34 protein-coding genes are annotated in these 24618 nt (G+C 60.5%); 23 read left to right on the top strand and 11 right to left on the bottom strand.

What is annotated here, in order from left to right:
• Positions 1-36: 36 nt before the first annotated feature.
• The 9 genes from HWE01_RS10475 to HWE01_RS10435 form a co-directional block, all read right to left on the bottom strand.
• Positions 37-594 carry a hypothetical protein gene (locus HWE01_RS10475; RefSeq protein ID WP_241821790.1) on the bottom strand — a complete coding sequence of 186 codons (558 nt, stop codon included), beginning with the start codon at positions 592-594 and terminating at the stop codon, positions 37-39.
• Positions 595-601: 7 nt separating this feature from the next.
• A complete protein-coding gene (locus HWE01_RS10470) occupies positions 602-1066 on the bottom strand; it encodes a hypothetical protein (RefSeq protein WP_241821789.1) in 465 nt (154 codons plus the stop codon).
• Positions 1063-1362, bottom strand: a complete 300-nt coding sequence (locus HWE01_RS10465) for a hypothetical protein (protein ID WP_241821788.1) — start codon at positions 1360-1362, stop codon at positions 1063-1065. Before HWE01_RS10465 ends, HWE01_RS10470 begins: the two co-directional genes overlap by 4 nt.
• A 202-nt stretch (positions 1363-1564) precedes the next feature.
• Positions 1565-1819, bottom strand: coding sequence for a hypothetical protein (locus tag HWE01_RS10460; protein ID WP_241821787.1), 255 nt, complete (start codon positions 1817-1819; stop codon positions 1565-1567).
• Positions 1816-2127, bottom strand: a complete 312-nt coding sequence (locus tag HWE01_RS10455) for a hypothetical protein (protein ID WP_241821786.1) — start codon at positions 2125-2127, stop codon at positions 1816-1818. Before HWE01_RS10455 ends, HWE01_RS10460 begins: the two co-directional genes overlap by 4 nt.
• A complete protein-coding gene (locus tag HWE01_RS10450; RefSeq protein ID WP_241821785.1) occupies positions 2124-2378 on the bottom strand; it encodes a hypothetical protein in 255 nt (84 codons plus the stop codon). Before HWE01_RS10450 ends, HWE01_RS10455 begins: the two co-directional genes overlap by 4 nt.
• 65 nt (positions 2379-2443) lie before the next feature.
• Positions 2444-2641: a hypothetical protein gene (locus HWE01_RS10445; RefSeq protein WP_241821784.1), complete on the bottom strand. Its 198-nt coding sequence runs from the start codon at positions 2639-2641 to the stop codon at positions 2444-2446.
• A gap of 213 nt (positions 2642-2854) precedes the next feature.
• The gene (locus tag HWE01_RS10440) at positions 2855-3898 is read right to left on the bottom strand and encodes a hypothetical protein (RefSeq protein ID WP_241821783.1); all 1044 of its coding nucleotides are present in this window, start codon (positions 3896-3898) and stop codon (positions 2855-2857) included.
• A 34-nt stretch (positions 3899-3932) separates the two neighbouring features.
• A complete protein-coding gene (locus HWE01_RS10435) occupies positions 3933-4316 on the bottom strand; it encodes a hypothetical protein (protein WP_241821782.1) in 384 nt (127 codons plus the stop codon).
• Between the two features lie 371 nt (positions 4317-4687).
• On the opposite strand from HWE01_RS10435, the gene HWE01_RS10430 reads away from it, so the two are divergent.
• Positions 4688-4885 (top strand): hypothetical protein, encoded by a 198-nt coding sequence (locus tag HWE01_RS10430; protein WP_241821781.1) that lies wholly within the window; start codon positions 4688-4690, stop codon positions 4883-4885.
• Between the two features lie 2 nt (positions 4886-4887).
• Here HWE01_RS10430 and HWE01_RS10425 read toward each other — a convergent pair whose 3' ends face one another.
• A complete protein-coding gene (locus HWE01_RS10425; RefSeq protein WP_241821780.1) occupies positions 4888-5400 on the bottom strand; it encodes a DUF4164 domain-containing protein in 513 nt (170 codons plus the stop codon).
• A gap of 29 nt (positions 5401-5429) precedes the next feature.
• On the opposite strand from HWE01_RS10425, the gene HWE01_RS10420 reads away from it, so the two are divergent.
• The 5 genes from HWE01_RS10420 to HWE01_RS10400 are packed head-to-tail and all read left to right on the top strand — an operon-like array spanning position 5430 to position 8251.
• Positions 5430-5732, top strand: coding sequence for a hypothetical protein (locus tag HWE01_RS10420; protein WP_241821779.1), 303 nt, complete (start codon positions 5430-5432; stop codon positions 5730-5732).
• Complete coding sequence (locus HWE01_RS10415) at positions 5729-6610, top strand: hypothetical protein (protein ID WP_241821778.1); 882 nt, start codon at positions 5729-5731, stop codon at positions 6608-6610. The genes HWE01_RS10420 and HWE01_RS10415 overlap by 4 nt, the downstream gene beginning before the upstream one ends.
• Entirely contained in the window at positions 6607-7014 is a 408-nt protein-coding gene (locus HWE01_RS10410) for a hypothetical protein (RefSeq protein WP_241821777.1), read from the top strand. The genes HWE01_RS10415 and HWE01_RS10410 overlap by 4 nt, the downstream gene beginning before the upstream one ends.
• Complete coding sequence (locus tag HWE01_RS10405; RefSeq protein WP_241821776.1) at positions 7014-7952, top strand: DnaB-like helicase C-terminal domain-containing protein; 939 nt, start codon at positions 7014-7016, stop codon at positions 7950-7952. The genes HWE01_RS10410 and HWE01_RS10405 overlap by 1 nt, the downstream gene beginning before the upstream one ends.
• A 2-nt stretch (positions 7953-7954) precedes the next feature.
• Positions 7955-8251, top strand: coding sequence for a hypothetical protein (locus HWE01_RS10400; RefSeq protein ID WP_241821775.1), 297 nt, complete (start codon positions 7955-7957; stop codon positions 8249-8251).
• A gap of 2 nt (positions 8252-8253) precedes the next feature.
• On the opposite strand, the gene HWE01_RS10395 is transcribed toward HWE01_RS10400, so the two are convergent.
• Positions 8254-8502, bottom strand: a complete 249-nt coding sequence (locus HWE01_RS10395) for a hypothetical protein (RefSeq protein WP_241821774.1) — start codon at positions 8500-8502, stop codon at positions 8254-8256.
• Positions 8503-8699: 197 nt separating this feature from the next.
• Here HWE01_RS10395 and HWE01_RS10390 point away from each other — a divergent pair, with 197 nt between their 5' ends.
• The 17 genes from HWE01_RS10390 (at position 8700) to HWE01_RS10310 (ending at position 24618) form a co-directional block, all read left to right on the top strand.
• A complete protein-coding gene (locus tag HWE01_RS10390) occupies positions 8700-8966 on the top strand; it encodes a hypothetical protein (protein ID WP_241821773.1) in 267 nt (88 codons plus the stop codon).
• A gap of 73 nt (positions 8967-9039) precedes the next feature.
• A complete protein-coding gene (locus HWE01_RS10385) occupies positions 9040-9471 on the top strand; it encodes a hypothetical protein (RefSeq protein ID WP_241821772.1) in 432 nt (143 codons plus the stop codon).
• Between the two features lie 3 nt (positions 9472-9474).
• Positions 9475-9717, top strand: coding sequence for a hypothetical protein (locus HWE01_RS10380; protein WP_241821771.1), 243 nt, complete (start codon positions 9475-9477; stop codon positions 9715-9717).
• A gap of 3 nt (positions 9718-9720) precedes the next feature.
• On the top strand, positions 9721-11316 hold the full coding sequence (locus tag HWE01_RS10375; protein ID WP_241821770.1) for a portal protein: 1596 nt from the start codon (positions 9721-9723) through the stop codon (positions 11314-11316).
• On the top strand, positions 11313-11555 hold the full coding sequence (locus tag HWE01_RS10370; RefSeq protein ID WP_241821769.1) for a hypothetical protein: 243 nt from the start codon (positions 11313-11315) through the stop codon (positions 11553-11555). Before HWE01_RS10375 ends, HWE01_RS10370 begins: the two co-directional genes overlap by 4 nt.
• Positions 11556-13070 carry a hypothetical protein gene (locus HWE01_RS10365; RefSeq protein WP_241821768.1) on the top strand — a complete coding sequence of 505 codons (1515 nt, stop codon included), beginning with the start codon at positions 11556-11558 and terminating at the stop codon, positions 13068-13070. It abuts the gene before it with no gap.
• A gap of 56 nt (positions 13071-13126) precedes the next feature.
• Positions 13127-13996, top strand: a complete 870-nt coding sequence (locus tag HWE01_RS10360) for a hypothetical protein (protein WP_241821767.1) — start codon at positions 13127-13129, stop codon at positions 13994-13996.
• A gap of 201 nt (positions 13997-14197) precedes the next feature.
• The gene (locus HWE01_RS10355) at positions 14198-15064 is read left to right on the top strand and encodes a phage capsid protein (RefSeq protein ID WP_241821766.1); all 867 of its coding nucleotides are present in this window, start codon (positions 14198-14200) and stop codon (positions 15062-15064) included.
• 45 nt (positions 15065-15109) lie between these two features.
• Positions 15110-15568 carry a hypothetical protein gene (locus HWE01_RS10350; protein WP_241821765.1) on the top strand — a complete coding sequence of 153 codons (459 nt, stop codon included), beginning with the start codon at positions 15110-15112 and terminating at the stop codon, positions 15566-15568.
• An 82-nt stretch (positions 15569-15650) separates the two neighbouring features.
• Positions 15651-16217 carry a phage connector family protein gene (locus HWE01_RS10345; RefSeq protein ID WP_241821764.1) on the top strand — a complete coding sequence of 189 codons (567 nt, stop codon included), beginning with the start codon at positions 15651-15653 and terminating at the stop codon, positions 16215-16217.
• 12 nt (positions 16218-16229) lie between these two features.
• The gene (locus HWE01_RS10340) at positions 16230-18404 is read left to right on the top strand and encodes a phage tail protein (RefSeq protein ID WP_241821763.1); all 2175 of its coding nucleotides are present in this window, start codon (positions 16230-16232) and stop codon (positions 18402-18404) included.
• Complete coding sequence (locus HWE01_RS10335) at positions 18401-18856, top strand: GNAT family N-acetyltransferase (protein ID WP_241821762.1); 456 nt, start codon at positions 18401-18403, stop codon at positions 18854-18856. Before HWE01_RS10340 ends, HWE01_RS10335 begins: the two co-directional genes overlap by 4 nt.
• Complete coding sequence (locus HWE01_RS10330; RefSeq protein ID WP_241821761.1) at positions 18846-19304, top strand: GNAT family N-acetyltransferase; 459 nt, start codon at positions 18846-18848, stop codon at positions 19302-19304. The genes HWE01_RS10335 and HWE01_RS10330 overlap by 11 nt, the downstream gene beginning before the upstream one ends.
• Positions 19301-19765: a hypothetical protein gene (locus tag HWE01_RS10325; RefSeq protein ID WP_241821760.1), complete on the top strand. Its 465-nt coding sequence runs from the start codon at positions 19301-19303 to the stop codon at positions 19763-19765. Before HWE01_RS10330 ends, HWE01_RS10325 begins: the two co-directional genes overlap by 4 nt.
• 3 nt (positions 19766-19768) lie before the next feature.
• Entirely contained in the window at positions 19769-20305 is a 537-nt protein-coding gene (locus HWE01_RS10320) for a hypothetical protein (protein WP_241821759.1), read from the top strand.
• 9 nt (positions 20306-20314) lie between these two features.
• Positions 20315-22309 (top strand): hypothetical protein, encoded by a 1995-nt coding sequence (locus tag HWE01_RS10315; RefSeq protein WP_241821758.1) that lies wholly within the window; start codon positions 20315-20317, stop codon positions 22307-22309.
• Positions 22306-24618 carry a lytic transglycosylase domain-containing protein gene (locus HWE01_RS10310; RefSeq protein WP_241821757.1) on the top strand — a complete coding sequence of 771 codons (2313 nt, stop codon included), beginning with the start codon at positions 22306-22308 and terminating at the stop codon, positions 24616-24618. Before HWE01_RS10315 ends, HWE01_RS10310 begins: the two co-directional genes overlap by 4 nt.

The following is a 24618-nucleotide window of genomic DNA, read 5'->3' as shown; positions in this document are numbered from 1 at the left end:
CGACCTCCTGCAAGGTCAGGGCTTCTTCGTTTGAATTCATGTGCGAGCCAAGCCCTGATATTCAACTACCCGCGCTTCCCGCTGGCGCTTATGGCGGCGTGCTAGTATCGTTCGAACAGACGAAAGGAGAGTGTCATGATCAGGTTCAAGTTTGTTGGGGACGTCGTCAGCAGCGCCTATGAAGTCGGCGGAGAGTGGCGAGGCCAGCTTCTCTTCAGGGGAGAGGGCCTGGTAATTCAACAAATCGTCCCGTGCCAACGATCGTGCACCTGTAAAGCCGATGCTTTGCAAGACGCCGAGAATCTTCTTGCCTCCATCAAAGATCCGCAATCCGATTTCGAATTTGCTGGCTACACTTTTCGGCTGGCTGCCGAGCAGTGGGAGGATGGTTATCGGGGCCATATGATCTTTATTGGAATTCCGGGTTATGAGGGTTCCTTGAGACCACTTGACCTTCTCTGCGAGAGCTATCAGCCGACACGCGATGATGCCCTGTGTGAAGCATATGCCGAAGTTGTCGCGCGCATTTCTTCTGGAATAGTAGTACGGCAGCATGACGGCAACAGATCTGATGCAGCAGGGTAGACGAGTCATGTCGATCCTATGAGTCTCCACAGCCCTTGGTCGAGGCCACCAGCTTCGCTTCCAACTCGCTGATTTGCGCCCCCAGCTTCTGGGTATGCTGCTCCCAGGTGAGCGGCCAGAGCGGGCCGCAGCCGTTCGGGCAACCCTCTTCCTTGGCCTGCTGGTAAGCCTTCCCGATGAGAGTCGCGTGCAAGCCGCACTTGGCGCAGTGAAGAACTCCCGGCGCCAGGTTGCGCCCCTCGTGGCCGCCATCGTTGGCGGCTGAGTCAACCAGGCGGCGGATTGAGTCGACCTGCTCTTGGGTCAGCACGACGCCAGCGACGAGGCCGGCGATGGAGGATTCCGAAGCTTGAGGTTTATCAGCAAGGCGATCCAGATCGCAGATCAAAGCATCAACCTGGACTGCGCTGAAAATGGGCGAGTTCGGCATGACGTCCAGCATCAGTTTGACCGCCTGGCGCAATTGGGTCGTATCGTTCATGGTCGCTCCCCTTGCTGTCCTGCGCGGATCACCATCGAAAGTAGACAAAAACGCGCCCACTTCTCCTGTTCGGTGAACTCAGAACGCACATGCACCAGTGTCGCCGTGGGATGTGCACGACGAATTTTTCGTAGTGCCTTCACCGCCGCGAAGCGGCTGCCGAAGAGCGAAGAGAGACCCAGCGTCATGGTCTTCTTGAGTTCGCCGTCGACGAAGGCATACATCGTCTTCTGCACCTGGTACGTGTCCACGCGCATGCGCTTGGCAGCGCCGGCTTTTTGAGGTGTCTTTTTCATTTGACGAGCCTCAAATGGGAGTGGGACCTGATGGCCTCTTCTGAAGCGGCTCTCTCGGCTCGACACTCTACAAGCGCAAAAATCATACGCTTATCATCAGCCCCGACCTTGCGGAAATTCCGCAGCAGGGCGGCTTCGTTTGAGGTGAGTTCAGCCACCGGCGGGAGTGAGCCGGACGTGACGCTTGGGCGATTTTCTTTTTTCATTTTGCCCCTCCTTCAGCAATCTCGGGCAGATTGTCCTTGTAGGAGCGCATGGTCTCCACATAACCGTCGATCAGTTCCTGTCCCAGCATGGCCAACTGCTGGACGTTACGGTTGCTGTCCGCCAGCGATTGGATACCGGCGAAGAGGCTGCCCAACGAGTTCAGCATCACTACTGCGCAGTCGCTGGCATCAATGACGGTTTGCCCTACTTGCTTGAGCGCAGCGTCTCGGGAATTTTTGGCAGCGGTCATTTGGCACCACCTTTCACTCGATTTTCGATTTCGCCCTGAATTGCGACATCAATCATGAGTTCTAGCCATTCGACATCCGATGCTGCCTCATAGAGACTTTTCAACTTTTGAAGCTTTTGGTTGAAGGCGCCGATGTTTTTGGCCGCCGCGATCAAGGTTTGTGAGCGCGTCTGGTTAGTTGTTTCAGCAATTTTTCTACGGCGAACGGTGCCCAGGCTGACGCAGCCCTTTTTCTTGCCACGGAATACTGGATTGCTGACCTCTGGACCATTGAAAGACGGATGCTTGAGAATGATGGCGGCGCTCATTCTGCAGCCTCCAGTACATCGAGCTCGCGGCTCAGATTGGCGGCAGCGTCGAATGCGGCGCCGATGGCACCGGCGACCGCCGGCTTGCAGGCTTCGGGATTCTGCGTTGCGAAGACATGCAGGATTTCCAGCTGCGCGAGGAGCTGCTCTGCCTGGTGGGCCAGATAGCTGGCATCTTTGGGGATGGGGCGCGTGGATGCGGACTCCACGCCCTTGACGCTAGGCGCGCCTGTGCTACTATTTCTGCTCATGAAATTAACTCCTGACAGGGTGAGTTTCATCAAGCCGCCAAGTGTTGACGCACTCGGCGGCTTTTCTATTTGCTGCTGTCTGCAGCGGTTTCGAGGGTGTTGTGAGCTTCGTTGGCAGAGCGGACGCCGATGTCGGCCAAGTTGGAAATGACAGAATCACCGGTCGCTTTTGCCAGACGGCTGATCGCTCGCAGGATGTTCCCGAGATCGGAAACTGCGGCAATGCCTGTCGAAATGATGTGGTCTTTTTCCTGATGAGACATGATTGTCCTCTGGCCGATGTGAGATTAAGAACTAATGTAGCAAAATGATCTAATAAAGTAAATCATTTTGCTAGTTCTTTTGTCAGAGAGATGTTTGCCTCGCCACGGATGTAGCTAAAGGCTCTTCCGATTAGTGAACGGAAGCAATCATGATCAAAATGATGTGTGGCGTGCTCGAATTACGATTTTCAAATCGCAATTACGATTTCGGGATTATTTTTTCTTGCTTTCTAAAGCTTGCGGAATGTCGTCAAGGTATTTTTTGATGGCTGCAGCACCCAGCGACGCACCTATGTCGTCCGTGAGTCGGGAAATTTGAGCGGCGGCTCCATGACCCTGCGGCTTGATATCAGAGTAGTTGCACAGCGCTGCGATAACCGTGAGTAAGTTGTTACGCTCTCTTGTTGTGAGGGGTTTTTCAGCGTCTTTTTCACCAAGTAGACGGCGTTCGAAGGCCCTGATTTCCTTCGTGCGGACAACTAAAACGCCATCACTTGGGAGACCGGCTGCAGGATAATAATTATTGATTTGGTTGCCGGCTTCGTTATTTTCTTTTTGGCGGTCGAGAAACACTTTTCGTCGTTCTTTGTGTTCATCAAGCAACTTATTTCCTTCTTCTTTCGTCACATCTTTATTGGCTATTTTGCCTTTAATGATTTCGAGTCTGGCAAGGGATCCAGCCTCGTACTCATTGTCGTCAAAGCTTTCTTGCAGCTGACAAATATAAGTTCCATCCTCGCTCTCAACGAGTGCGCCGCCGTCAAACTGGCAAAGAGTGACTCTGGGCCCCCCTGTTAGATATTGATACTCATGCTCGATATCTAATCGCTCTCCGCCAATCATGGGTAAGTCCCAGATGCCCTTTAAGATAATTATCGAGTCTTCAAGTGTAAGAAATCGTTTTCCGTCCAGGTTTAGAGAAAGTGGATAAACATCTGCTTTTTTGGCATCTTCGTCGCTCAAGTTTAGTTGCGGATTTAATGCCTTAACCAAGGTGCCGTCGCCGAAATGCCATTTCAAGTCTTTAGGGTACTCGCCACTTGAAATAGCTTTAAAGCAATCTGCAATCGTGAACGGAATGGGACGTCCCCGCCTGGCTCTTGCGTGATTCACGAAGTTTACTGATAGTTTCAAGTGCCCATCTAAACCCAACCTTAAAACGTCTGCATCGCTCACCTCCTCGGCGCAGATATTTGAAAGATGCTTGGCTGCCTCCGGTATCGTCAGCCATTCTTTGAGATTGAAAAGCTTTCCCAAGGGATTCCTCTACACGAAAATTAGTAAATCGAGGTCACTTACTGCTCACAGGCAACACACCAAACGCACGCAATTGCGCCATGATCGCGTCCCTCTGCGGTTTTTCGGTCAGAGCGTCAAAGGCCCTAGCCACCTTCATAGCGTCTAGAGAAAATTCTCTTTCTGAAATTTCTGCTGCTTCCGATTTTTCATCGACTTCGGACCCGTGAGGGACATCTAACCATCCCTCTGGCTTTCCGCACGCTACTTCCATTCTCCTGGCAATTGAATTTCCGATGTTTCGCTTCGGGCTGTCGCCCAAGATTTGCCACATATATGCGTCACTCATTTCAAGCGCGCGGGCGAAGTCAGCCCTTGTCCCAAAAAGGGAAGCAAGGTTGCGGGCATTAATTAAACGGATTTCGGCGGTAGTTTTCATTTTTTGAAGAATAGGCGTTAAGATCAAAATGATATACTAGCAAAATGATTGATTTAAATAGATCAATTTGCTATATTTGGGCATGGACCTCAAAACCTACTTCCAAATTACGAAGCCTGCCGAGCGCGATGCCCTCGCGGCTCGATGCGAGACCAGTGCCAACTATCTCTATCTGGCAGCGCGGGGAAAGCGTAATGTCGGGCCCAGCCTGGCGAAACGCCTAGTCGAAGAAGAACCGCGGCTCACGTTACATGAGCTCAGGCCTGATATCTGGCTCCCTCAAGCGTGAGGTGACAATGCTGCCCCACCTCCCAATTGGCCCCATGCCGGACAGATCCTACGCGGTCGGCTACCCCACACCTGGTTGCTCAGTGCTGACCGTCGTATCGACGGGAATGACGAAGCAGCGTGCCCAAGAAGAGGCAGCGCGTTTGAATGAAGATCAAGAGAAGAGGGTGGCCGCGATTGAGCGCGACCGCCTGCTGCGGATGCGGCCTGAAACATTGCGGCCGGTCACTGACTACCTTTCCGAGATTGAACTGGCCGGCGGTGCCGAGGAGGGCCCATGACCTCAAGATTCCCAAAAATTGGTTGTTCTCGGCAGTGGAGAGGACGGGATGGTAAGCGGCTCGGAAATGTAGACCGAATCGCAAGCATGGCACTTGAAGTTGCGGCGCGGTCCGTGCGGTTGGAGCACCGATTTATGGCCTTTCGCCATGCAGGGCTGACACAGGTAATGCGCGGCGTCGGCTTCGCCATCAACGGGCTGGAACGCGTAAGCCTTTATGCCCCCGCCGATGTCCGTCAGTACGTATCTTTTGCGGTCCTCGATCTCCGCTGCAAGGCGCTGGTTCTCTTGGCGCAACTCGTTGATGCGTTGTTCCGCAGAAGCCACCTGCTTATAGAGCTCCAAAGATTGCTGAGAAACCGAAAGGAGGCTGTCATAGGCGATGGCAAGGTTCTTTTTCGCATCCGCGATTGCTTCATCTGCTTTGGCCTGGTCGCGTGCAGCAACCGACGTCTTGAGCAGATCTACTGCCGATTTCGCAGCGCCTACGGCGCCGAACAGCGCATTTAAGTCCATTGGAGTCCCCCTATGAAAGAAATTGACGCGTGGAAGCTCAATTCTGCCATGGCGTGGGCTCCGCCCTTCAAACGAGGCAGCGGCTGCGCAGCCGCGATGTGGTGATACGAGCCCACCGCAAGCAGAGGAATCAAATGAAACTGAAAAATAATCGATTGTTGGTCAAAACAACTTGCGGCGGAATCGTGATTCGCCAAGGCAATCCATCCAACATGCGGGACGAAATCATCGTTCTCGATCCGCGCCATATCGACGCGCTGTGCCGTCGATTGCAGAAGGCAAAATCGATGGTGCTGGCCAATTCTTCGCATAGCTGCGAGAAGGTAGCATGACGCGCCCGGCCTTCCAGTTCTATCCCGCCGACTGGCGTAATAATGCCAAGCTCCGTCGTTGTTCCTGGGCCGCCCGTGGCGCCTGGGCCGACGTCATGTGTCTGCTCCATGATTCGGACGAGTACGGAATACTTCGGTGGCCCCTGAAGGAAATTGCCCAGGCAATTGGCTGCCCGGTGACGCTGCTGAAAGAGCTCGTTGAGAAGAAGGTACTGAAAGGCACGGACAAGGGCGAGTGCGCAGCACTCGAATATACCCCGCGCTCTGGTCGCCAGGCCGGCCCGACAGTCACACTGATTCCCATCACCCAAGGGCCGATTTGGTTCTCGTCGCGCATGGTTCGGGACGAGTATATCCGTCAGAAAAAAGCTAACCGTGAGTTGTACAAAGATTCACCTAACTACTCACCAATGCCCCCCATTGGTGATGAGGAAAACACTTCACCAATGCCCCCCTTGGGTGAATTGTCGGGTGCAGCACCAATGCCCCCCAAAAGTGATTTGCCTTCATCTTCATCTTCATCTTCAGTAAAAACAAAGAACCTAAAACCCTTGTCCGGTGACCCGGACGAGATGCCTCCCGGCTTCGCCGAGTTTTGGAAGACCTGGCCGAGGAGTGAGCGCAAGGTCGCCAAGGCCGAGTGTCTCAAGCGATGGAAGGCCAAGGTCCTGGAGCCGCATGCTGCCGTGATCGTGAATGCGGTCAAGGCCCAAATGATGACGAAAAAATGGCAGGACGGCTACGAGCCGTCGCCGCTGGTTTTCCTGAACCAGAGCCGCTGGCTGGACGACGTTGCCGACATGGCGGCTGCGGGTGATGGCACGGGCCCGGGTCAGCTTGCCAGCCAAGGAGACCAGCGATTCAGGGGTGCGAAATGACGCCGATCCCCAAGGGGGCACAGCCCATCATCGATGCTCGCAAGCGCGGCATGAAGCCTGATGAGCTGGTCCTCGTGTCGCTCATCGGCCCCATCGCCGAGGCCAATCACACCGTGTTCGTGAACCCCAACGGTGCCTACGATTGGCGCTGGGTGATCGGGCTGCAACTGTGCCTCATGGTCAACGCGCAGACGCGCCAGGCGGCGCGCGACATGCTGCTGGCCATCGGCAAGGACTCGCCGGCGCAACTCCACGCCTGGAACGTGGACCAGTTCAAGGGCGCGCGCGTCGTCGTGCTGCCGAACCCCGCTGACATCGAGAAACCCCGCGCAAGCTGGCGTTGGTCCATGGAGTTTGAACCATGGTCGGATTTCGATAACGACAATTTTGCATGGAGCCCCTGATGCACTTGATCCCCGACAGCATTGATTTTTCGGCCTACATGGACGAGCCGCCGGCGGAGCACCGCGTGGTACCGGCCAGCTCGATGCTGGATGCCGTCATCGATCACTTTTTCAAGCCAGCCGATGCGCCGAAGGTCCAGATGGGTTGGCGCAAGACGCATGGTGATTTCGAGTTCCGGCCTGCCGAGGTGAGCCTGTGGGCGGGCATCAACGGCCATGGCAAGAGCCAGGTGGTGGGGCAGGTCAGCCTAGACCTGATGGACCAAGATCAGCGCGTCTGCGTCGCCTCGCTGGAGATGGCGCCGCCTAAGGTGATGGCCCGCATGGCGCGGCAGGCCGGTGGCCGCCTCGATGTGACCATCCCTTTCCTGAAGACCTTCCACCGCTGGACCGACAACCGGCTGTGGATCTACGACCATGTGGGCACCACCGATCCGCGCACGATCCTCGCGGTTATCCGCTACGCGGTCGAGAAGTTCGGTGTGCAGCACTTCGTGGTCGACAACCTGGCCAAGGTGGTCGAGAGGGAAGACGATTACAACGCTCAAAAAAGCTTCGTCAACAGCCTATGCACTGTGGCCAAGGATACCGGCGTGCATGTCCACCTGGTGCTGCACGTGAAGAAAGGCCAATCCGAACACGCGGTGCCCGGCAAGTTCGACATCAAGGGCTCGGGTGCCATTGCGGACCTGGTCGACAACGTCTGGATCGTCTGGCGCAACAAGGCCAAGGAGGAAGAATTCCGGGAAGGAAATCACGAGCACGCTGATGACCCTGATTGCCTGTTGAAACTGGAGAAACAACGGCACGGTGAGACCGAGGGTTCCTATCGCCTATGGTTCCATCCTGGCTCCATGCAATACCTGGAATCGCGCCATGATCGGCCCAAGGCCTATCGTATCGAGCCCGGCATCACGGGCGCTGAGGTGGAGTTCTGACCATGCTCTATCCCGCCAGCCTATCCGCCGACCTGCAGTACTTGGCCAAGCGCTACGAATGGAACGCCGAGGACAAGGCCGAGGTGCGCGCCGCCTTCACCGACTGCCCGGAAATGGTCCATTTCTTCACGGTCCTGGCCGCGGCCCATCGTGCTGGCTACGAACAGTGCGCGGCCAACGGTTTCATCCGCCTGCAGGCCTGGTGCTTGGAGCAGCGCCTGGGCGATCCGTTCGCGTCTGGCTTTGACCTGAACACCCTTGATGCGATGGCCGTGGAGCCGAGGAGGGCGCACGCATGAAGCTACTTGGAAGACCAGGCGTATCCGTTCGTCACCTTGTCGTAATGGTCCTGCCCGGCGGAAGTCACCCGGTAGTCTGGTCCGAGCAACGCAATGTGGCCCATGTCCATAAGCAAGTGTAAATGGTAAGTGACCGTTTTTATTTGTTCGGAGGGAAGCAGTTTGGCGATATCGTTTGTCGCCAGCGTGTATTTGGGCGAATCGACCATTGCAATGATGATTTTGTCCAGAAGATCCGGATTTCGTTTCATGTCACTCCTTTGAAATACGTTTCGAACAGCCACATTCCCTCGCGCACGCGCGCGTTTGGCGATTGTAACCTCAACAACGAAAGGACATGACAGCACCCCTCCCACCTAAGCCCATCACACAGCTGCCACTCGATTTCCCCGGGGCCAGCAGTGACGCTATTCCCACGCCTGCGCCAAGGCTGGCGAGACCGAAGCGAGTGCTGCCAGCCTATCCCGCCCCCGAGGTCCGCATCAATTGGTTCAACGTTTTCGCTGACCTGAAGCGTGCCGCCTGGAGCATGTACCGCATCGAAAGCCAGCTGCACATCCCCAAGACCACGCTGCTGGGCTGGAAGGATGGCGCCGAGCCCAAGCACTTCGACGGTGAGCGCCTCATCCAGCTCTGGACAGATGTCACCGGCCAGAAGCGGGAGCAGCTGCCCGTGGAGCGGCGCATGCCCTCTGCATTCCAGTCCCGCCGATAGTCGGGATTCCGACCCCCAGGCCGCCGGATACTCCGGACGTTATCACCACCGATCAACGTTCAAGGAGCCCAGTATGGCCAAGACCAACGTCACCAAAGTCCAAGTTCCCGGCGAGGCCGCTGCGCCCGCAGATGACCAATCCACCGCGCTGGAGCAGGGTGCTGCTGGCGATGATGCTGGCCAGGATGGCGAGCAGATCCAGGCGGCTGACGATCCGGCGGCTGGCAACAGCGAGCGCGCCGGCGTGGTTGACGCCGATGCGCTGCAGGCCCAACTGGATGCCAAGGATGCCGAGCTGGCCGAGCTCAAGGCAGCGCTGGCCAAGTCCGGTGCCCAGTCCGATGCAGCCAAGAAGCCTGGCCCGTTGCGTCCTGGCCCCGGTGGCCGCAGCGACTTCACCCACGTGAGCGCCAGCCAGATCGACGTTGCGACCCTGAAGCGTCCGGTCCAGGTCCGCGAAGGCTGGCTGGTCCCCGAGAAGATCACCCAGAACGACAAGGGCTGAGTCATGTGCGGCGGAGGGGGCGGCAGCCCGGCACCAACGGTCGATCCAGCAGCAGAGCGCCAGGCAGCGACCGATGCGGCGCGCCAGGCCAGCAATGCCAAGCTGGCGGCCAACTACAAAGCCCGGCAGGCGCAGACCGTTCTGGCCAGCGGTGCCGGCAATACCACCAGCGGCGCAGCCAGTACCGGCAGCGGCGCGGCCATGTCCGTGCTTGCCTCGGGCCAGGGCAAACTGGGAGCGTTCTAAGCCATGGATCGAGCTTCAGCCATCATCCGGCGCCGGGAGTCGATGCGGTCGGCGCGCTCCATCTATGAGCAGAACTGGAAGGATGGTTACGACTATTCGTTCCCGGAGCGCGGTGACGGCTTCTACGGGGAGCAGAGTGGCGGCGCCGCCCTGGCCGCCAAGCGCGCCCGCCTGTTCGATTCCACGGCCACCGACTCGGGCCAGATCCTCGCCGCCTCGATCATGACCGGTGGCACGCCCAGCAATTCCCGCTGGGTCGGCCTGTCCACCGGCAATGATACCGACGAGGAAAAGCGCTGGCTGGACGCTGCTGCGCAGCTGATCTGGCACAACATCCACGCATCCAACTACGATTCCGAGGGCATCGACGCATGCCTGGACCTGGTCGCGGCCGGCTGGTTTGTGATGTTCTGCGACTCGCCGGAAGAGGGCGGTTACCACTTCCAACTGCTGCCCATGGCTACCAGCTACATCGCCGCATCCAAGCCCGGCGGCGCGCCCGACATCCTGGTGCATGAGTACTGCCTGACCGCTGAACAGGCGGTCAACAAGTTCGGAGAGTCCAACGTCAGCGAGAAGATCCGCAAGTGCATGGAGGACAACGGCAACCCGGACGAGAAATTCAAGTTTGTGTGGTCGATCTACCCGCGCAGCAGCGCCGACCAGGCCGGCATCACTGCCAAGAATCTGCCCTTCGCCTCTATCCATGTAGAGATGGACAGCAAGGCCGTGGTCAAGGAGTCCGGCTTTCATGAGTGCCCGTTCTGGGCGCCGCGCTATTCCAAGCTGCCGGGCACGGTCTATCCGGTCGGCCCGATGTACCGCGCCATGCCCGACGTGAAGCAGCTCAACCGCCTGGTGTACCTGGAGGACATGAACGCCGATATCGCCATCTGCGGGATGTTCGTTGCCGAGGATGATGGCGTGCTTAATCCCCGCACGGTCAAACTTGGTCCTCGCAAGATCATCATCGCGAACTCTGTAGATAGCATCAAGCCGCTGTCCTCGGGCGCGAACTTCAATCTGTCGTTCACCAAGAAGGAAGCGCTGCAGGCCTCGATCCGCAAGATCCTGATGGCCGACCAGCTGCCGCCCATCGATAGCCCGGTGCGCTCGGCCACCGAGTTCCAGCTCCGCGTGCAGCAGATCCGCCAGGTGCTGGGCCCGATCTTCGGCCGCCTGCAGCCGGAGTGGTACGGCCCGATGGTGGCCCGCTGCTTCGGCCTGGCCTTGCGTGCCGGTGTTCTGGGGCGCCCGCCGCAGTCGCTGGCCCAGCGCACCATCACCGTGGTGTTCAACTCGCCCATGGCCAAGAGCCAGAAGCTGGAGGAGGTCACCGCCATTGAGTCGTCCCTGGCATCGATCAACGCCATTGCCGCCGTGGATCCGACTGTGCTGGACACCGTGGATATGGACGAGGCCGCCCGCCAGATCATGGAAGGCCGGGGCGCACCAGCCTCGATATCTCGCCCGCCCGAGGCCGTGACCCAGCTGCGCGAGCAGCGCGCCCAGGCGCAACAGCAGGCCCAGCAGCAGCAACAGCAGCATGAGCTGGCCCAGAAGACCGTACCCATTGCCATGCAGCAGGCCACCCGATGAGCGACCGCGAACCCTACGAGCCGACCCCGGCGGATTTCAAGCTGATTTTCGAGGACCACAAGGTGGGCGCCGCCATCCTGGAGAAGCTGACACAAGTCTTCGCGCGGCCAGCCGTGGTGCAGGGTGGCATCGATGCTGTGCTGCAGACCTATCACCGCGACGGCTCGCGCCGCGTGCTTGAGTACATCGTCGCCCAGATCAACCGCGCCAACGGCGTACATGAAAACGAGGAGGGCTGAATGGCCATTAATGCGGTATTGGGTCCGGACGGATGGACCGTCGCGCCCATCGTGGACCCCAGGAAGATTGATGTTTCGATGTTGCGGCAGGTATCCAATAACTGCCGGTATCCCAACATCCTATTTGGCCTACGTCAGTTTTTCGGCATGTCCATTCATAAGGCCGGCGCAGATATGTACGGGGCTCGCATCGGCTACGTCAATTATTACGGGCAACAGGAAGTTCAGGGGGCGGGGACAATTCAGATTGCCTGGGCACTCGAATATCCGATTGGCCGCGATGACCTTCAGATTTTCACCACGGATGGCAGCGAGTTTGGGGCCGCTGGCCCTGGCGGCGAAACCATCACCGACTGGCTGACCTTTGATCGAGTTATCCCCAAAGGCTCGGACTACAAGCTGTTCCCCTTTATTTATAGCTCTGCCAGCGGTATCCCTGGCTGCTACTCTGGCCCGCAGCCTTTTGTGAACGGCGCCAGCACCTACGGTTTGGCGATTCAATCGGGTTCTGCTACTACCGCGCTGAATTATTTATTCAACCAAACCACCTCGGCGCAGCGTGCCGCGCTTGCGAACAACGGCACTATCACAAGCAACGTGCAGGTGGTGCCGATGTGCATCCTGAGCAACACGACGAACAAAGCGCTTGCGATCTGTGGCGACTCCCGCTTTGCTGGCCAAAACTCGGCATCACCGTACAACTTCGATTACGTGTCCGATGCTTCGCTCAAGCAATGCGCGGGCGAACGGGTGTTTGGCGAGTGCGCACCATGGATCAATCTGGCGGCATCTGGCGACTCGCTCGGTAACTTCACCGTTTCGGGTGGATCGCGCCGCCATCAGTTCATGAAGTTCTGCACGGATATCGTCAACGGCTATGGCACCAACGACATCGACGGCGCGGCCAGCGATGCAGCCCTGCAGGCGCTGGACACTGCCTTCGCATCGCTGAAGTATGTGGCCGGGAAACGGCTGTGGGGCGTCACGCTGCCGCCCAAGGGAACGAGTAGCAACCAGATGATCGACCTTGCCGGGCAGACGCCTTCTGTCGGTGATACGCGACGCCTGAACCTGAACGCCTGGCGGAAGAGTGCAGACATCTATACGGGCGGAGTTCTGGATTATGCGGCAGTCGTCTCGGATGCCGCGACCGGAAAGTTCAAGGCCAACGGAGTTGCAACGACGGGCACGATGACTGTCGGCTCGAACTCGGTTGCGCTTGGTGCGGCAGTAGCGACGGCGGAGATGGCGGGAAAGACGGCATATGTGACAGGTGCCGGCACATCGGCGGCCGCACTCATCGCAAGAATTCAGTATGTGGACGCGTCGACCATTGCGCTGGTTGATGCGGTCACGGGCCTGGCCGTGAATTGCGCGACTGCGGTCAGCGGCGTAGTCGTCTACCTGAACTGCCGTGAATATTCGGCTGACTATCTCCACGAAACGCAGTTCGCCTGCCAGCAGTACGAGGCAGTCTTAAAGCCGGTTGCACTGGCACTTTTTGGAAACAGTTAATTTACTTGGAATAGGAGAAAGAAATGCAACTCACCCGGAGAAACTGGTATGTCTTCATGCAAGAAGCAGGTGATGGTGGTGGCGGTGCCGGCGGGGCCACGGGCGGCGAAGCAGGTGGCGCAGATGCTGGTGCAGGCCAGGGCGCAGGGGCTGGCGCTGCAGGTGATGCGGGTGCAGGAGCGACCAGCGTTCTCGCCGCTGGCGCTGCAGCTGCAGGCGGCGAAGCCGATCAGCCCTTCATCCCCGAGAAATACCAGGTCAAGAAAGAGGATGGCTCCCTGGATCTGGAAGCATCCAGCCGCAAGCTGGCAGAAGCCTATGGCCATGCCGAAAAGCGCATCGGCTCTGGCGATGTGCGCCCGAAGGCTGCGGAAGAATATACGGTCACGGTCCCGGAAGCATTCAAGGACGCATTCAAGCCCGAAGAAGACCAAGGCTTCCAAGACTTCCGCACCAAGGCATTCGAAGCGGGCATGACCCAGAAGCAGCTGGACCTGGTGATGGATCGCTACTTCGAAATGGCGCCGCAGCTGGTAGCCGCTGCCGGCGTTCTCGATGCCAACACCTGCAAGGCGGAGCTGGAGAAGGCCTGGGCCACGCCCGCGACGTTCAATCGGAATGTCGGCCTGGCGTTCTCGGCGGCTACCGCGCTGTCCAGCAAGGCCGGCATCGATGTCCAGCAGATCATGAATGGCCCGCTGGGCAACAATCCCCAGTTCCTGCAGCTCATGGCTGCGCTGGGCCCGGAGCTGGCCGAGGACAAGAACCCGAATAACGAGGGCGGCAATATCACCTCGGGCGATGAAGTCGAGAACCTCATGGCATCCGAGGCCTATTCCAACCCCAGCCACAAAGACCACGCCCGCGTCAGCGAGAAGGTCCGCAACTACTTCGCCAAGAAATTCGGTACCGAAGCCGCCGCGTAACACCCCCTCCATTTAGTCGGGAAACCGACCCCCACCCAGCGCGACCATTGCGGGCAGATACAGGCCCGTGGTGGTGCGCGGACACCCTGCAGATACCCTCCTTGCGCACGGTAGCCGGTGCACGCAAGGCGACCGTTTGGCAGGCCCGGATGACCGGACACCCTGAAAGGCGAATTCCCAGTCACCTTTTTGGAGATTCACATGCCCCAGTCGATTACCCAGGCCTTCGTGCAGCAGTTCGATACCTCGATCCGCATGCAGGCCCAACAGAAGCGCGCCCGCTTCGAACCCCGCGTCACCGATCGCGGCAACATCACTGGCGAATCGTTCACTGCGAACCGCCTGGATGCCATTGCCGACACCCCGGAGAACACCACCCGCCACGGTGATACCGTCTGGTCGGATGCCAACCACACCACCCGCGTGGCCCTGATGCGCGACTTCTACCAGGCTCTGCCGGTGGACCGCGCCGACGAACCCAAGGTGCTGGCCAACCCGAGCGGTTCCTACATGGACTCGCTCAATGCAGCCTGGAACCGTCGCAAGGACCAGATCATCTTCTCGGCTGGTATCGGCAACGCCCAGACCAAGGACGGCACGCTGGTCCCGCTGCCCTCCAGCCAGATCATCCTGAACGGCGGTACCGGCTTCACCAAGGCCAAGCTGATCACCGCCAAGAAGCTGTTTCGCGCCAACGAGGCCGACGAACAGGCCGACATCCCCGAAGAGCTGTTCATCGCGTACACCTCGGACATGCTGGAGGACATCCTCTCGGACACCACGCTGACTTCGGCGGATTACATGGCCGTGAAGATGCTGCAGTCCGGCGATGTGTCGGGCAAGTGGATGGGCTTCAGCTGGGTGCCCTACGAGCGTGTGCTCAACACCGCCGGCGTGCTGCGCACCATGGCATGGTGCAAGTCCTCGATCCACTTCGGTACCGGCTTCTTCGAAGGCCGTGCGCAGCGCCGTGGTGACAAGAAGGACACGCTGCAGCTGTCGGCAGCCGGTTCCGTGGGCGCCGTGCGCGTCTGGGAATACGGCGTGGTCGCCCTCGACTTCGTGTAATTCGGCCCTGGCCCAACCTCATTGATCATCTGAAAGGAGCCTTCCATGGCTGAAGTCAACACCACCCAGGGCGCGAAGATCGTGAACCGCACCCCGAAGCTGCTGCCGCATGAGTCGTTCGGCCGCAAGCGCATCCTGGCATCGAAGATGCCGGCAACCTACGCCCAGCTGGCGATCAATGACACGATCTTCATCGGTCGTGTCCCGGCGGGCAGCCGCTTCACCCTGAACAGCAAGGTGAGCTGCGCCGCTGGTACTGCCAGCTCGACCCTCGATATCGGCATCCGCTCTACCTCCAGCGGCACCGTCATCGACGCGGATGGCCTGGCCGCCTCGGTGAATACCAATGCCGCTGGCCAGAAGGACGCCAATACCGGTGCCCTGATCGCCAGCGGCGCCGAGTATGTCACCACGGAAGAGGTGGATGTCTATGCCACCGTTACCGGCGCGGTGCTGGCCGCCAACCAGGCGCTGAAGTTCGAAATCGAGTACGTCAACGACTGATTTCCTTGTCGTGCGCATCACCCGCCCCGTGCGGGTTCCACAAACCGGGGGCATCTGCTCCCGGTTTTTTTCATGGTGATCTATGGCCACTGCTGTTTCGATCTGCTCCAACGCACTCCTGAGCCTCGGCGCCAAGCCGTTTTCCGACTTCTCCGAGAACCGCGACCACGTGACGCTGTGCAGCAACCTATTCCCCACTGTGCGCGATTCGATTTTGCGCGCGCATCCATGGAAGTGCGCCACCAAGCGCGTGCTGCTGTCCCCTCTGGTGGATGCGCCGGCCTTCGACTTCACCGCCCAGTTCGCGCTGCCTGGCGATTGGTTGCGCACCGTGCAGGTGGGATTGAAGGGCAACTCGATCCCGTTCCGGTCGGAAGGCCGCGTACTGCTGGCCGATGCTGCCGCGCTGCCGCTGGTCTACATCTTCCGCAACGATCAGCCGGCAACCTGGAGCACGAACCTGATTGAGCTGATGGAGTTCGCCATGGCCGCACGCGTCTGCTATGCAGTGATGACCTCGACCACGCTGCGCGACAGCATGAATGCGGAGCTACAGCAGAAGCTGAAGATCGCCAAGGCGGTGGATGGCCAGGATGACCCGCCCGAGGAATTCGAAGAGGGTTCTTTCGTTGAATCCCGTTTCAGCTGATAGGGAGTCGAAATGCCCCGCGTAGACCTCAATCAGACCAATTTCACCTCCGGCGAGATTACGCCCCGCTGCTATGGGCGTGTCGACATTGCCCGGTACCAGAACGGTGCTGCCTCGCTGGAAAACTGCTTTGTCACGATCCATGGCGGCGCATACCGCCGGTATGCCAGCGGCTACCAGGCCACGGCCAAGACACTGGGCCGCTTCGTGCGCCTGGTGCCGTTCGTCTTCAGCACCACCCAGGCCTACATTCTGGAGTTCGGCCACCTGTATCTACGGATCTACAACCAGGGCGGCGGCCAGGTGATGAACGGCGGTGTGCCTTATGAGCTGGTCACCCCCTACAGCGAAGACATGCTGCGGGATATGGACTTCACGCAGGGCGCCGACACGATGCTGCTTTTTCATCAGTCGGTGTACCCGCAGACGCTGCGCCGACTGTCGGGCGGCGCTTGGTCGATTGGGGCAGCGCCGTTCACCACGCTGCCATTTGATGAGGTGGGTCATCGCTACAACGGCACGCTGACCCTGAGCGCGACCACCATTGGCACGGGACGCACCGCGACTTCCACAATCGCCTCATTCATCGCTGGCGATGCTGGCCGGCGCATTACCTTCGAGGGCGGCGCTGGCCTGATCACGGCTGTGAACTCCGGTACGCAGGTCACCATAAAGATCACGTCCGAGTTCAGCAGCACGGTCATCGCGGCCAATCAGTGGGTGCTGGACGACTCGCCGCAAACGACCATCGTTCCAGGTGACAAGAGCCCAGTCGGCATCGGCATCAACGTCACCTCCGCAGTGGACACCTTCCGGGCCAATGACGTGGGCAAGTTCATCGAAATCAACGGCGGTCTGTTGGAAATCGATGGCGTCACGAACGCTCAGGCCATCGTCTGCAAGATCATTCAAGAGCTGGACTCTGCGGTGGGTGCGCCGCCAGGCGCGTGGAAGCTGCTCGGGCCAGCCTGGAATGAATTCGATGGCTACCCGCGTACCGGTGAGTTCTACGAGCAGCGGCTCAATGTGGCCGGCTCCACCGGCTACCCGCAAACACTGTGGGGCAGCAAGACTGGCGCATTCTTCGATTTCACCATGGGCACCGATGATGATGATGCCTATGCGTTCACGCTGCCATCGACCGGCAAGATCAATCCGATCACCCGTATGTCGTCGGTCAGTGTGCTCATCATGCTGACCTATGGCGGCGAATATACGGCCACCGGTGGCGTGGAGAAGCCGCTGACGCCCACCAACCCCCAGCTGAAGCCGCGCACACGCTACGGCTGCAACTCGGTCAAGCCGCTGCAGGTGGGCGAGGAACTGTTCTACGTGACGCGCACCGGCAAGAAGGTCAGGGCGATGTCCTACTCGTACACCTCGGACAGCTTCCCTTCGCCCAACGTCACCACGCTGGCCGAGCACATCACCAGCCCCGGCATCGTTGACATGGCATACCAGCAAGAGCCTGACGGCCGCCTGTGGTGCGTGCGCGCTGATGGCAAACTGGCCGTGCTGACTATCGACCGGGAAGAGGGCGTCACGGCCTGGTCGCCGCAGTCCACGGATGGCATCTACGAATCAGTGGCCTGCATCCCCAATGGTGGCATCGATGAGGTGTGGGTGAGCGTCAAGCGCACCATCGGTGGCGTGGACTACCGCTACATCGAACGCTTCGATGACTCGCTGCTGACCGATAGCGCGATCACTGGCGCGGATGCCACCGGAATGACCGAATGGACTGGCTTGGACCACCTGGAGGGTAAGCAGGTGCATGTGCGTGCCGACGGCACCTTTGCCGGCACCTTCACGGTGGCCGGCGGCAAGATCACCCTGCCGCGCAGCGCTAAGGCCGTCCAGATTGGCCTGCCGTACACCGCCCGCATCATCCCGCTGCGCCCCGAGATCCAGACCGGCGCCGGCACTGCCCAGGCCAACAAGATGAACACCAGCAAGGTGAGCGTGCTGCTGCACGAAAGCATCGGCGGCACGATCAACGGGCAGAGGCTGACACAGCGTGCATTCGGATCGGAGTTGCTGGATCAGGAGCTGCAAGTCTATTCCGGCCTGGATTACGTGGGCATCACGGACTGGCACAACGGTGATTCGCCCATCGTGCTGGAGCAGTCCGAGCCGCTGCCGTTCCATGTCCTGTCCGTCATCCGCAAATTCACGGTGAATCCATGATCAGGCCCGCCACCATCGGAGACATGGGTGTGCTGCTGGCCATGGGCCGTGCGATGCACGCGGAAAGCCCGCGCTGGCGCCGGCTGAAGTATTCCGAGCACCAGGTAGAGACCATGCTCATCGGGCTGATTGAGTCGCCGCAGGGCCTGGTGCTGATCGCTGAGCGTGACGGCCAGGCCATCGGGGCCATTGCCGCCGTGGTGCAGCGTGCCTGGTGCGCCACCGACCTGGTGGCCGAAGAAGTCAGCTTCTACATGCTCCCCGAACATCGCGGCAGCCTGGCCGCCGCGCGCCTGGTGAATAGCTTCAAGGAGTGGGCTCGCCTGCAGGGCGCGTCCTGGGCATATGCCGGTGCGTCTACCGGTGTTGATGATGAACGTGTCGCGAAGCTGTACGAGGGCTTCGGCTTCACCCGCTGCGCGGTAGGACTGGAGGCATATTTTGGGAATTGAGATCAAGCGCTGCGCTATCGCTGACATCGTTGCAGCACCGGAGTTGCCGGCCTTGCTGGCCGAATACGGTGCGGAATCCGGCAATGAAGGTATCGGTCCGGTCAATCCGCAGTTCGATACCTACCTGGCCATGGAGACGGCCGGCATGCTGCATGCTCTGTCCGCGCGCCTGGAAAACGGCCAACTGGTGGGCTTCATGCTTGTGCTGACTCCGGTTCTGCCGCACTTCGGCCGCCGCGTTGCAGTGAGCGAATCCTTCTTCGTGGCGACCGCTCACCGCAGTACTGGCGCTGGTCTACGGCTGTTGCGCGCGGCGGAATGCCTGGCGCGGGACGCTGGTGCAGTCGGCATCATGGTCAGCGCGCCGAACGGCGGTCAGTTGGCGCAGGTGCTGCCCGGCATGGGCTATCACGATGCCTCGCACGTCTTCTTCAAGGGACTGGCATGAACAACATCCGCGCCCGCCAGGACGGTATCCCTGCCATGTCGCCGCAGGCCATCGCTGCCGTGACAGAGATTGAGCGGCATACCCTCGCGCTCCCACAGGTTCCAATTCGCACCGTGCACATCCTGCATGCCGGCCTCTACACCCGCATGATCACTATCCCGGCTGAAGTGGTGCTGACCGGCGCGTTGATCAAGATCGCCACCATGCTCACCATCAGCGGCGATGTGGAGGTCTTCCGAGGCCCCGGCGATGTGGTCCGTATCCGTGGCACGGCGGTCATGCCGGCCAGCGCCGGCCGCAAGCAGGCATTTATCGCGCACGCCGACACCACCGTGGTGATGTGCTTCCCCACACAGGCCAGAACGGTTGAAGAGGCCGAGGCCGAATTCACCGACGACACCGACATGTTGATGTCGCACCGCGAGCCCGAATTCAACACCACCATCATCACAGGAGAGTGACCTATGTCCGGAGGAATTTCCGCAACCACTGTTGCCCTGGCCGCTACCGCGGCAGTCGGCGCATACTCCGCCATTCAGTCCGGCCAAGCCCAGTCTCGCCAGCTGAAGGCGCAGGCTCAGCAGCAGTCCAACCAGGCCGCCTATGAAAAGGACGCTGCTGTGGCCCAAGCCGAGAAGATCCGCAAGGCGGCTGCCCAGCAGCAGTCCGCCGCGCGCGCCCAGCTCGCCGGGTCGGGCGTGGCCGTGGGCGAGGGCACTGCCGTCAAGATCAATGACACCATCGACCTGAACGCCGAGAACGATGCGCAGACTGCATTGCTCACCGGTAGCCGTCGGGCCAACTCGCTCAACGACACTGCGGCGTCCTACAGCAGCGCTGCAGGTGATGCGCTGACGGGAGGGTATCTCACCGCCGGGGCCACTGTACTGAGCAGCGCGGCACGGATCGGGAAGGGCTGGACGACGAATCCGAGCGGCGTTTCTAGCAGCCTCGGCACTGGCATTTCCGCTCCGTCCAGCGCTCTGCGCATTGGCGGATAAGGGGGCAGCATGCAAATCCAACTCGGCAATTTCGGCAACGCTATCGCCCAGCCGCAGCAAGCCGCCCAGGTTGTCCCACAGCAGGCGGCGAATCAGGGGCTGGCCAATGTAGCGCAGGCGGGCCAGCAACTGGCGACCACCTTCCAGGCGATCGATGAGCAGAAGCAGCGCATGCAGGCTGTTTCCTCGCTGGCCAACCTGAACAACGATCTTCACGATATCCACGATTCCATTGCGCGGGATGTGGCCGGCGGCGTCATCAAGCCGGAGAACGCGCTCGACGCCTTCAATGCGCGTGCGGCCGATGCCCGCAAGGCGCGCACGGATGGCCTGAATCCATTCCAGCAGGAAACGATTGATTCCCACATCACGACCGCCGTGGGCAGCCTCACCCGCAATTTGCAGAGCGTGGCCATCAAGAAGACCGAATCGGACATCGGCGCGCAGATCCTTGATACGGGCGAGTCCTTGCAGCGCCAGGCCATGCGCGACCTGCCCACTGCCATTGCGCAGTACGACGCGCTGGCCGAGACCATGGGGCCGAAAGCCGGCTGGAACTCAATTCAGATCGCCAAGGCCAAGCAGGGATTCAAGGAAAGTGCGTCTTTCAACTTCGCCAACGCCACGCTGGAAGGCGCTGTGCAGACGGGTGATAAGTCCCTGGTGCAGGCTGCACTAGACAAGATCCAGGGGCCGGACGGCGAGGTGATCGACCCCAACAAGCGCACCGCCCTGGTGACCAAGGCATACGGCTACCTCAACGGCATCGACGCCGCCACCCAGCGCGAAGCAGACCGTGCGCAGCGCGAGCAGGATGCGCGCGAGAACCACGCCGTTGACGTCTACAACAGCATGTTCGATCTGGTGGCAAAGGGGCGGTATCTCTCCACAGAGGCTATCGCCGAGGGCGCTGCCGCGACGGCCGGCACCAAGATGGCCTCCCAGATGCAAGAGCTGGTGAAGTCGCAAGGCAAGGTGGCCGGCTTCGCCGCGCTGCCACTACCCCAGATGCGCGCCACGGTGGAGCGCATGAATGCGGCAGGGTCTGATCCGTCCATCGGTGTGACGCCGCAAGACCAAAAGGTTACCGAGCAGTTCAAGAGCATCCTGTCGTCCAGCGAAAAGGCCTATGCGGACAACCCCTGGCAGGCCGCCCAGGAACGCGGTGTGATCAAGGATGCGCCGACCATCCAGATGAACAGCATCCAGGATGCGCAGCAGGTACTTACGCAGCGCATGCAGCAGATCGGACAGGTAGAGATTGCCGCTGGCCGCAAGGTCTCACCGCTTCAGCCACAGGAGGCCGAGCAGATTGCCCGCGTGGTCCGCATGCTGCTGCCGGACCAGCAATCCAGTGCGCTGGCCAGCATCGGGACGATTGTTCCGGACAGCGACCGCCTGGCCGCCCTGGCCAAGCAGATGCACGACAAGGACAACACGCTGGGCCTGGCCATGATGCTGGCGGGCGAACGTACCACGGAGGGTCGATACAGCAGCGAGCTGCTGCTGCGCGGCGACAGGGCGATCAAGGACAAGGCCATCATGATGGATACGGCAAAGGAAACCGGATGGCGCGGCAGCATCGCCAATCTGGTGGGCGATGCCTTCCCGAATCAGGAGGTGCGCCAGCAGGTGATCGACTCTGCATACCTGATCAATGCCGGCATCGTTGCTGGCGGCGGTAGTTCCGATCCAGCACGGGCCCTGCGCCTGACCGTGGGCAGTATCGTAGAGCGCAACGGGGTAAAGGTACCGTTGCCGCGGGGGATGGAGGAAGGAGATTTCGACAAGCGCCTGAAGGCCATCACGCCAGCGGATATCGCCGCCCAGACCACAGATAAGGTCTATGTCGGTACTCAATCCATCCCCGTTGCCGATTTCGTCAAGCAGCTCCCGAATGCCGCCCTCATCAGCGCTGGCCAGGGCCGATACAACGTCAAGGCCGGCGGCACGCTGGTGACGAACAGCCAGGGCCAGCGCATCACCATCAGGATCGCCCCATGATTGAGAACATGTTCCAAGACGGCACCGACAAGGTTCTTGATGACCGAGTCGCGCGCCCAGTAGCAGAGCCGCCAGTGCGCCCGTCCTTTGGCCTGAGCCTGTGGAATACCACCAAGTCGCTGCCCAAGGGTGTGGCCACCGGCGCCACCGAGTCTGCCGCATTCGGCTCCGATATGCTCGGCGCCTTCGGTGCTGTACAGGCTGGCTATGGCGTGCAGGCCGATCCGGCCATGCTCTTCGACAGTGACATGCAGCAGCGCGTGGCGGGTGCCGAAGGCCAGAAGGCCCGCGAGGATGTTCAGTCTGGCGCCGCCTTCACCAGCCAGAGCGGCACTGGTCTGCGGGCGACTGCGCGCACCATGATGCCGGATCCCACCACCAGCAATGCAGCAGAGAACATCCTCTTTGGCTTGGGCCGCTTCGGCGTCAAGGCAGTGGCCTATTCAGTGCTGGGCACTCCAATCCCGGGGGCAGTCTTCACCGGTACCGATGAGGCATTCGTGGAGGCCCAGCGCCTGCAGGAGCTGGGCGTGGACTTCGAAACGCGGACGAAGGCGGCCATTGCTGCCGGCGGTGCGGCGGCAGCTGCTACTGCTCTGCCGGTGGCCGGAAAGACTATCGGCCAGACGGTAGGCTTGGTGGCGGCCGGTGGTCCGGGTACATTCATCGCCCAGCAGGCGGCCAGCCGTGCCATCCTCCAGAACGCCGGGTATGACAAGATCGCGGAGCAGTATGACCCGTTCGACCCGGTAGGCCTGGCCGTCGCCACCCTGATACCTGCAGGCTTCGGTGCCTATGCCTCGCGCGGCATGCGCAATGCCCGGCCGGTGGCCGCGCCGATGGATGCAGCTGCTTCCCGCGAGCTGGTGCAGATGGGCATGAACGAGCGCCAGGCCCTGCGCTATGACGATGCTCGACTGGATGCCTATGCCGTGACCGCTGCCCAGCGTGTAGGCGTGCCGCCCGAGGTGCTGCTCGCGGCGAAGAATGCAGGCGAGCGCTCCAGCAGCAGCGCTGCCACCTCGCCGGTGGGCGCCAAGGGCATCATGCAGTTCATGGATGCCACCTGGCAGCAGTACGGCAAGGGCAACGTGCGCGACCCGGTGGCCTCGATCGACGCCGGTGCCGCGTATCTGGCCGACCTGGGCAAGCAGTACGGCGGCGACTGGCGGGCCGCGCTGGCGCACTATAACGGCGGCACCCTGGCGGGCAAGGCTGTGCAGGCCGGGAAGGTGCCGCCAGCCGCCGAGACACGCGCCTATCTGGAACGCACGGACAAGTTCATTGCCGAGCGCCAGGGAACCGAGGCGGGCCGGGCAGCCGCAGCAGATCCTGAAGCCGTGGCCGCCGCACGCGTCAACTTGATTCGCGAGACCGTCAATTCCTGGAATCTGAAGGATCAGGCCGATATCGCAGGCGCCGAGCAGCACCTCGCCGCCTTCAGCCGCGCGGCGGACCAATTGGGCGCGGGCGAGCGGGTGGCGGTCAGCGATACCCTGAACTTGGACAATCTGGCCCAGGCGCGCATGCTGGATGACTTCGGCACCAGGATGGAAGCTGTGCGTGCAACGCTGCTGGAGGACGCTGGCAATGTGGCCGAGCCCGGTGCCATCCGCGCCATGCGCGACGAAATCACCAGCCTGCAGCAGTCCATTCCGGCTACCAATGACGCTGCGCTGCGTGCCCGCGCCAAAGAGATACAGGCCGAGGGCGGCAGCTACAAGCAAGCCCTGGCCACGGCCACCAAGGAACTCAATGGCCGGGCCGCCGAAATCAATCAGCGCATCGACTCCCTGCAGCAGCAAATCGACCGCAATGCCCTGGCAACTCGGGCGAATGAGCAGATTGCGCAGCTCGATCAACAGATTGCGCAGGTGCGCCAACAGCGGGCAGCTATTGACGCGCCGACCCCGAAGCGTGGGGCATTGGCCGTGCAGCAGGCACTGGCCGAGCCGCCGGCGAAAGGTGCCAAATCTGGCACCGCCGAGCCTGGTGCATCTGCTGCAACAAAAGCCCCAGAAGCTGCACCACCAGCCCCGAAAACTGCAACAGAAAGGGCTCCGGGTGGAACATCCACCGCAGAAACCGGAACATCTGGCGGCCAGGCCGGTACAGCCGCCGCCGTGCTCGATAGCCAGACCGCCGAGATTGCCCGCCTTTCTCCCGACATGGTGGTGCAGCTGGAAGGGATGGATGCACCGCTGCCGCTGGCCGAGGCGCTGGCCAAGGTCAAGGAAGAGGCCGCCGCCGAGGCTAAGGACGCCGGCCTACTCCAGGTGGCAGCCGAATGCTTCCTGCGCAATTCTTGA

Origin of the sequence: Herbaspirillum sp. C7C8 (assembly GCF_022627875.1) — a bacterium.
Taxonomy (GTDB): domain Bacteria; phylum Pseudomonadota; class Gammaproteobacteria; order Burkholderiales; family Burkholderiaceae_D; genus Herbaspirillum.
Note: the sequence above shows the minus strand (reverse complement) of the source record. Positions and strands in the feature narration are given on the sequence as shown.

Excerpts from the sequence above, each read along its gene's own strand:
- HWE01_RS10475 (WP_241821790.1), bottom strand. The coding sequence starts at position 594 with ATGACTCGTCTACCCTGCTGCATCAGATCTGTTGCCGTCATGCTGCCG.
- HWE01_RS10470 (WP_241821789.1), bottom strand. The coding sequence starts at position 1,066 with ATGAACGATACGACCCAATTGCGCCAGGCGGTCAAACTGATGCTGGAC.
- HWE01_RS10465 (WP_241821788.1), bottom strand. The coding sequence starts at position 1,362 with ATGAAAAAGACACCTCAAAAAGCCGGCGCTGCCAAGCGCATGCGCGTG.
- HWE01_RS10460 (WP_241821787.1), bottom strand. The coding sequence starts at position 1,819 with ATGACCGCTGCCAAAAATTCCCGAGACGCTGCGCTCAAGCAAGTAGGG.
- HWE01_RS10455 (WP_241821786.1), bottom strand. The coding sequence starts at position 2,127 with ATGAGCGCCGCCATCATTCTCAAGCATCCGTCTTTCAATGGTCCAGAG.
- HWE01_RS10450 (WP_241821785.1), bottom strand. The coding sequence starts at position 2,378 with ATGAGCAGAAATAGTAGCACAGGCGCGCCTAGCGTCAAGGGCGTGGAG.
- HWE01_RS10445 (WP_241821784.1), bottom strand. The coding sequence starts at position 2,641 with ATGTCTCATCAGGAAAAAGACCACATCATTTCGACAGGCATTGCCGCA.
- HWE01_RS10435 (WP_241821782.1), bottom strand. The coding sequence starts at position 4,316 with ATGAAAACTACCGCCGAAATCCGTTTAATTAATGCCCGCAACCTTGCT.
- HWE01_RS10425 (WP_241821780.1), bottom strand. The coding sequence starts at position 5,400 with ATGGACTTAAATGCGCTGTTCGGCGCCGTAGGCGCTGCGAAATCGGCA.
- HWE01_RS10415 (WP_241821778.1), top strand. The coding sequence starts at position 5,729 with ATGACGCGCCCGGCCTTCCAGTTCTATCCCGCCGACTGGCGTAATAAT.
- HWE01_RS10410 (WP_241821777.1), top strand. The coding sequence starts at position 6,607 with ATGACGCCGATCCCCAAGGGGGCACAGCCCATCATCGATGCTCGCAAG.
- HWE01_RS10405 (WP_241821776.1), top strand. The coding sequence starts at position 7,014 with ATGCACTTGATCCCCGACAGCATTGATTTTTCGGCCTACATGGACGAG.
- HWE01_RS10400 (WP_241821775.1), top strand. The coding sequence starts at position 7,955 with ATGCTCTATCCCGCCAGCCTATCCGCCGACCTGCAGTACTTGGCCAAG.
- HWE01_RS10395 (WP_241821774.1), bottom strand. The coding sequence starts at position 8,502 with ATGAAACGAAATCCGGATCTTCTGGACAAAATCATCATTGCAATGGTC.
- HWE01_RS10385 (WP_241821772.1), top strand. The coding sequence starts at position 9,040 with ATGGCCAAGACCAACGTCACCAAAGTCCAAGTTCCCGGCGAGGCCGCT.
- HWE01_RS10380 (WP_241821771.1), top strand. The coding sequence starts at position 9,475 with ATGTGCGGCGGAGGGGGCGGCAGCCCGGCACCAACGGTCGATCCAGCA.
- HWE01_RS10375 (WP_241821770.1), top strand. The coding sequence starts at position 9,721 with ATGGATCGAGCTTCAGCCATCATCCGGCGCCGGGAGTCGATGCGGTCG.
- HWE01_RS10370 (WP_241821769.1), top strand. The coding sequence starts at position 11,313 with ATGAGCGACCGCGAACCCTACGAGCCGACCCCGGCGGATTTCAAGCTG.
- HWE01_RS10365 (WP_241821768.1), top strand. The coding sequence starts at position 11,556 with ATGGCCATTAATGCGGTATTGGGTCCGGACGGATGGACCGTCGCGCCC.
- HWE01_RS10360 (WP_241821767.1), top strand. The coding sequence starts at position 13,127 with ATGCAAGAAGCAGGTGATGGTGGTGGCGGTGCCGGCGGGGCCACGGGC.
- HWE01_RS10355 (WP_241821766.1), top strand. The coding sequence starts at position 14,198 with ATGCCCCAGTCGATTACCCAGGCCTTCGTGCAGCAGTTCGATACCTCG.
- HWE01_RS10350 (WP_241821765.1), top strand. The coding sequence starts at position 15,110 with ATGGCTGAAGTCAACACCACCCAGGGCGCGAAGATCGTGAACCGCACC.
- HWE01_RS10345 (WP_241821764.1), top strand. The coding sequence starts at position 15,651 with ATGGCCACTGCTGTTTCGATCTGCTCCAACGCACTCCTGAGCCTCGGC.
- HWE01_RS10340 (WP_241821763.1), top strand. The coding sequence starts at position 16,230 with ATGCCCCGCGTAGACCTCAATCAGACCAATTTCACCTCCGGCGAGATT.
- HWE01_RS10335 (WP_241821762.1), top strand. The coding sequence starts at position 18,401 with ATGATCAGGCCCGCCACCATCGGAGACATGGGTGTGCTGCTGGCCATG.
- HWE01_RS10325 (WP_241821760.1), top strand. The coding sequence starts at position 19,301 with ATGAACAACATCCGCGCCCGCCAGGACGGTATCCCTGCCATGTCGCCG.
- HWE01_RS10320 (WP_241821759.1), top strand. The coding sequence starts at position 19,769 with ATGTCCGGAGGAATTTCCGCAACCACTGTTGCCCTGGCCGCTACCGCG.
- HWE01_RS10315 (WP_241821758.1), top strand. The coding sequence starts at position 20,315 with ATGCAAATCCAACTCGGCAATTTCGGCAACGCTATCGCCCAGCCGCAG.
- HWE01_RS10310 (WP_241821757.1), top strand. The coding sequence starts at position 22,306 with ATGATTGAGAACATGTTCCAAGACGGCACCGACAAGGTTCTTGATGAC.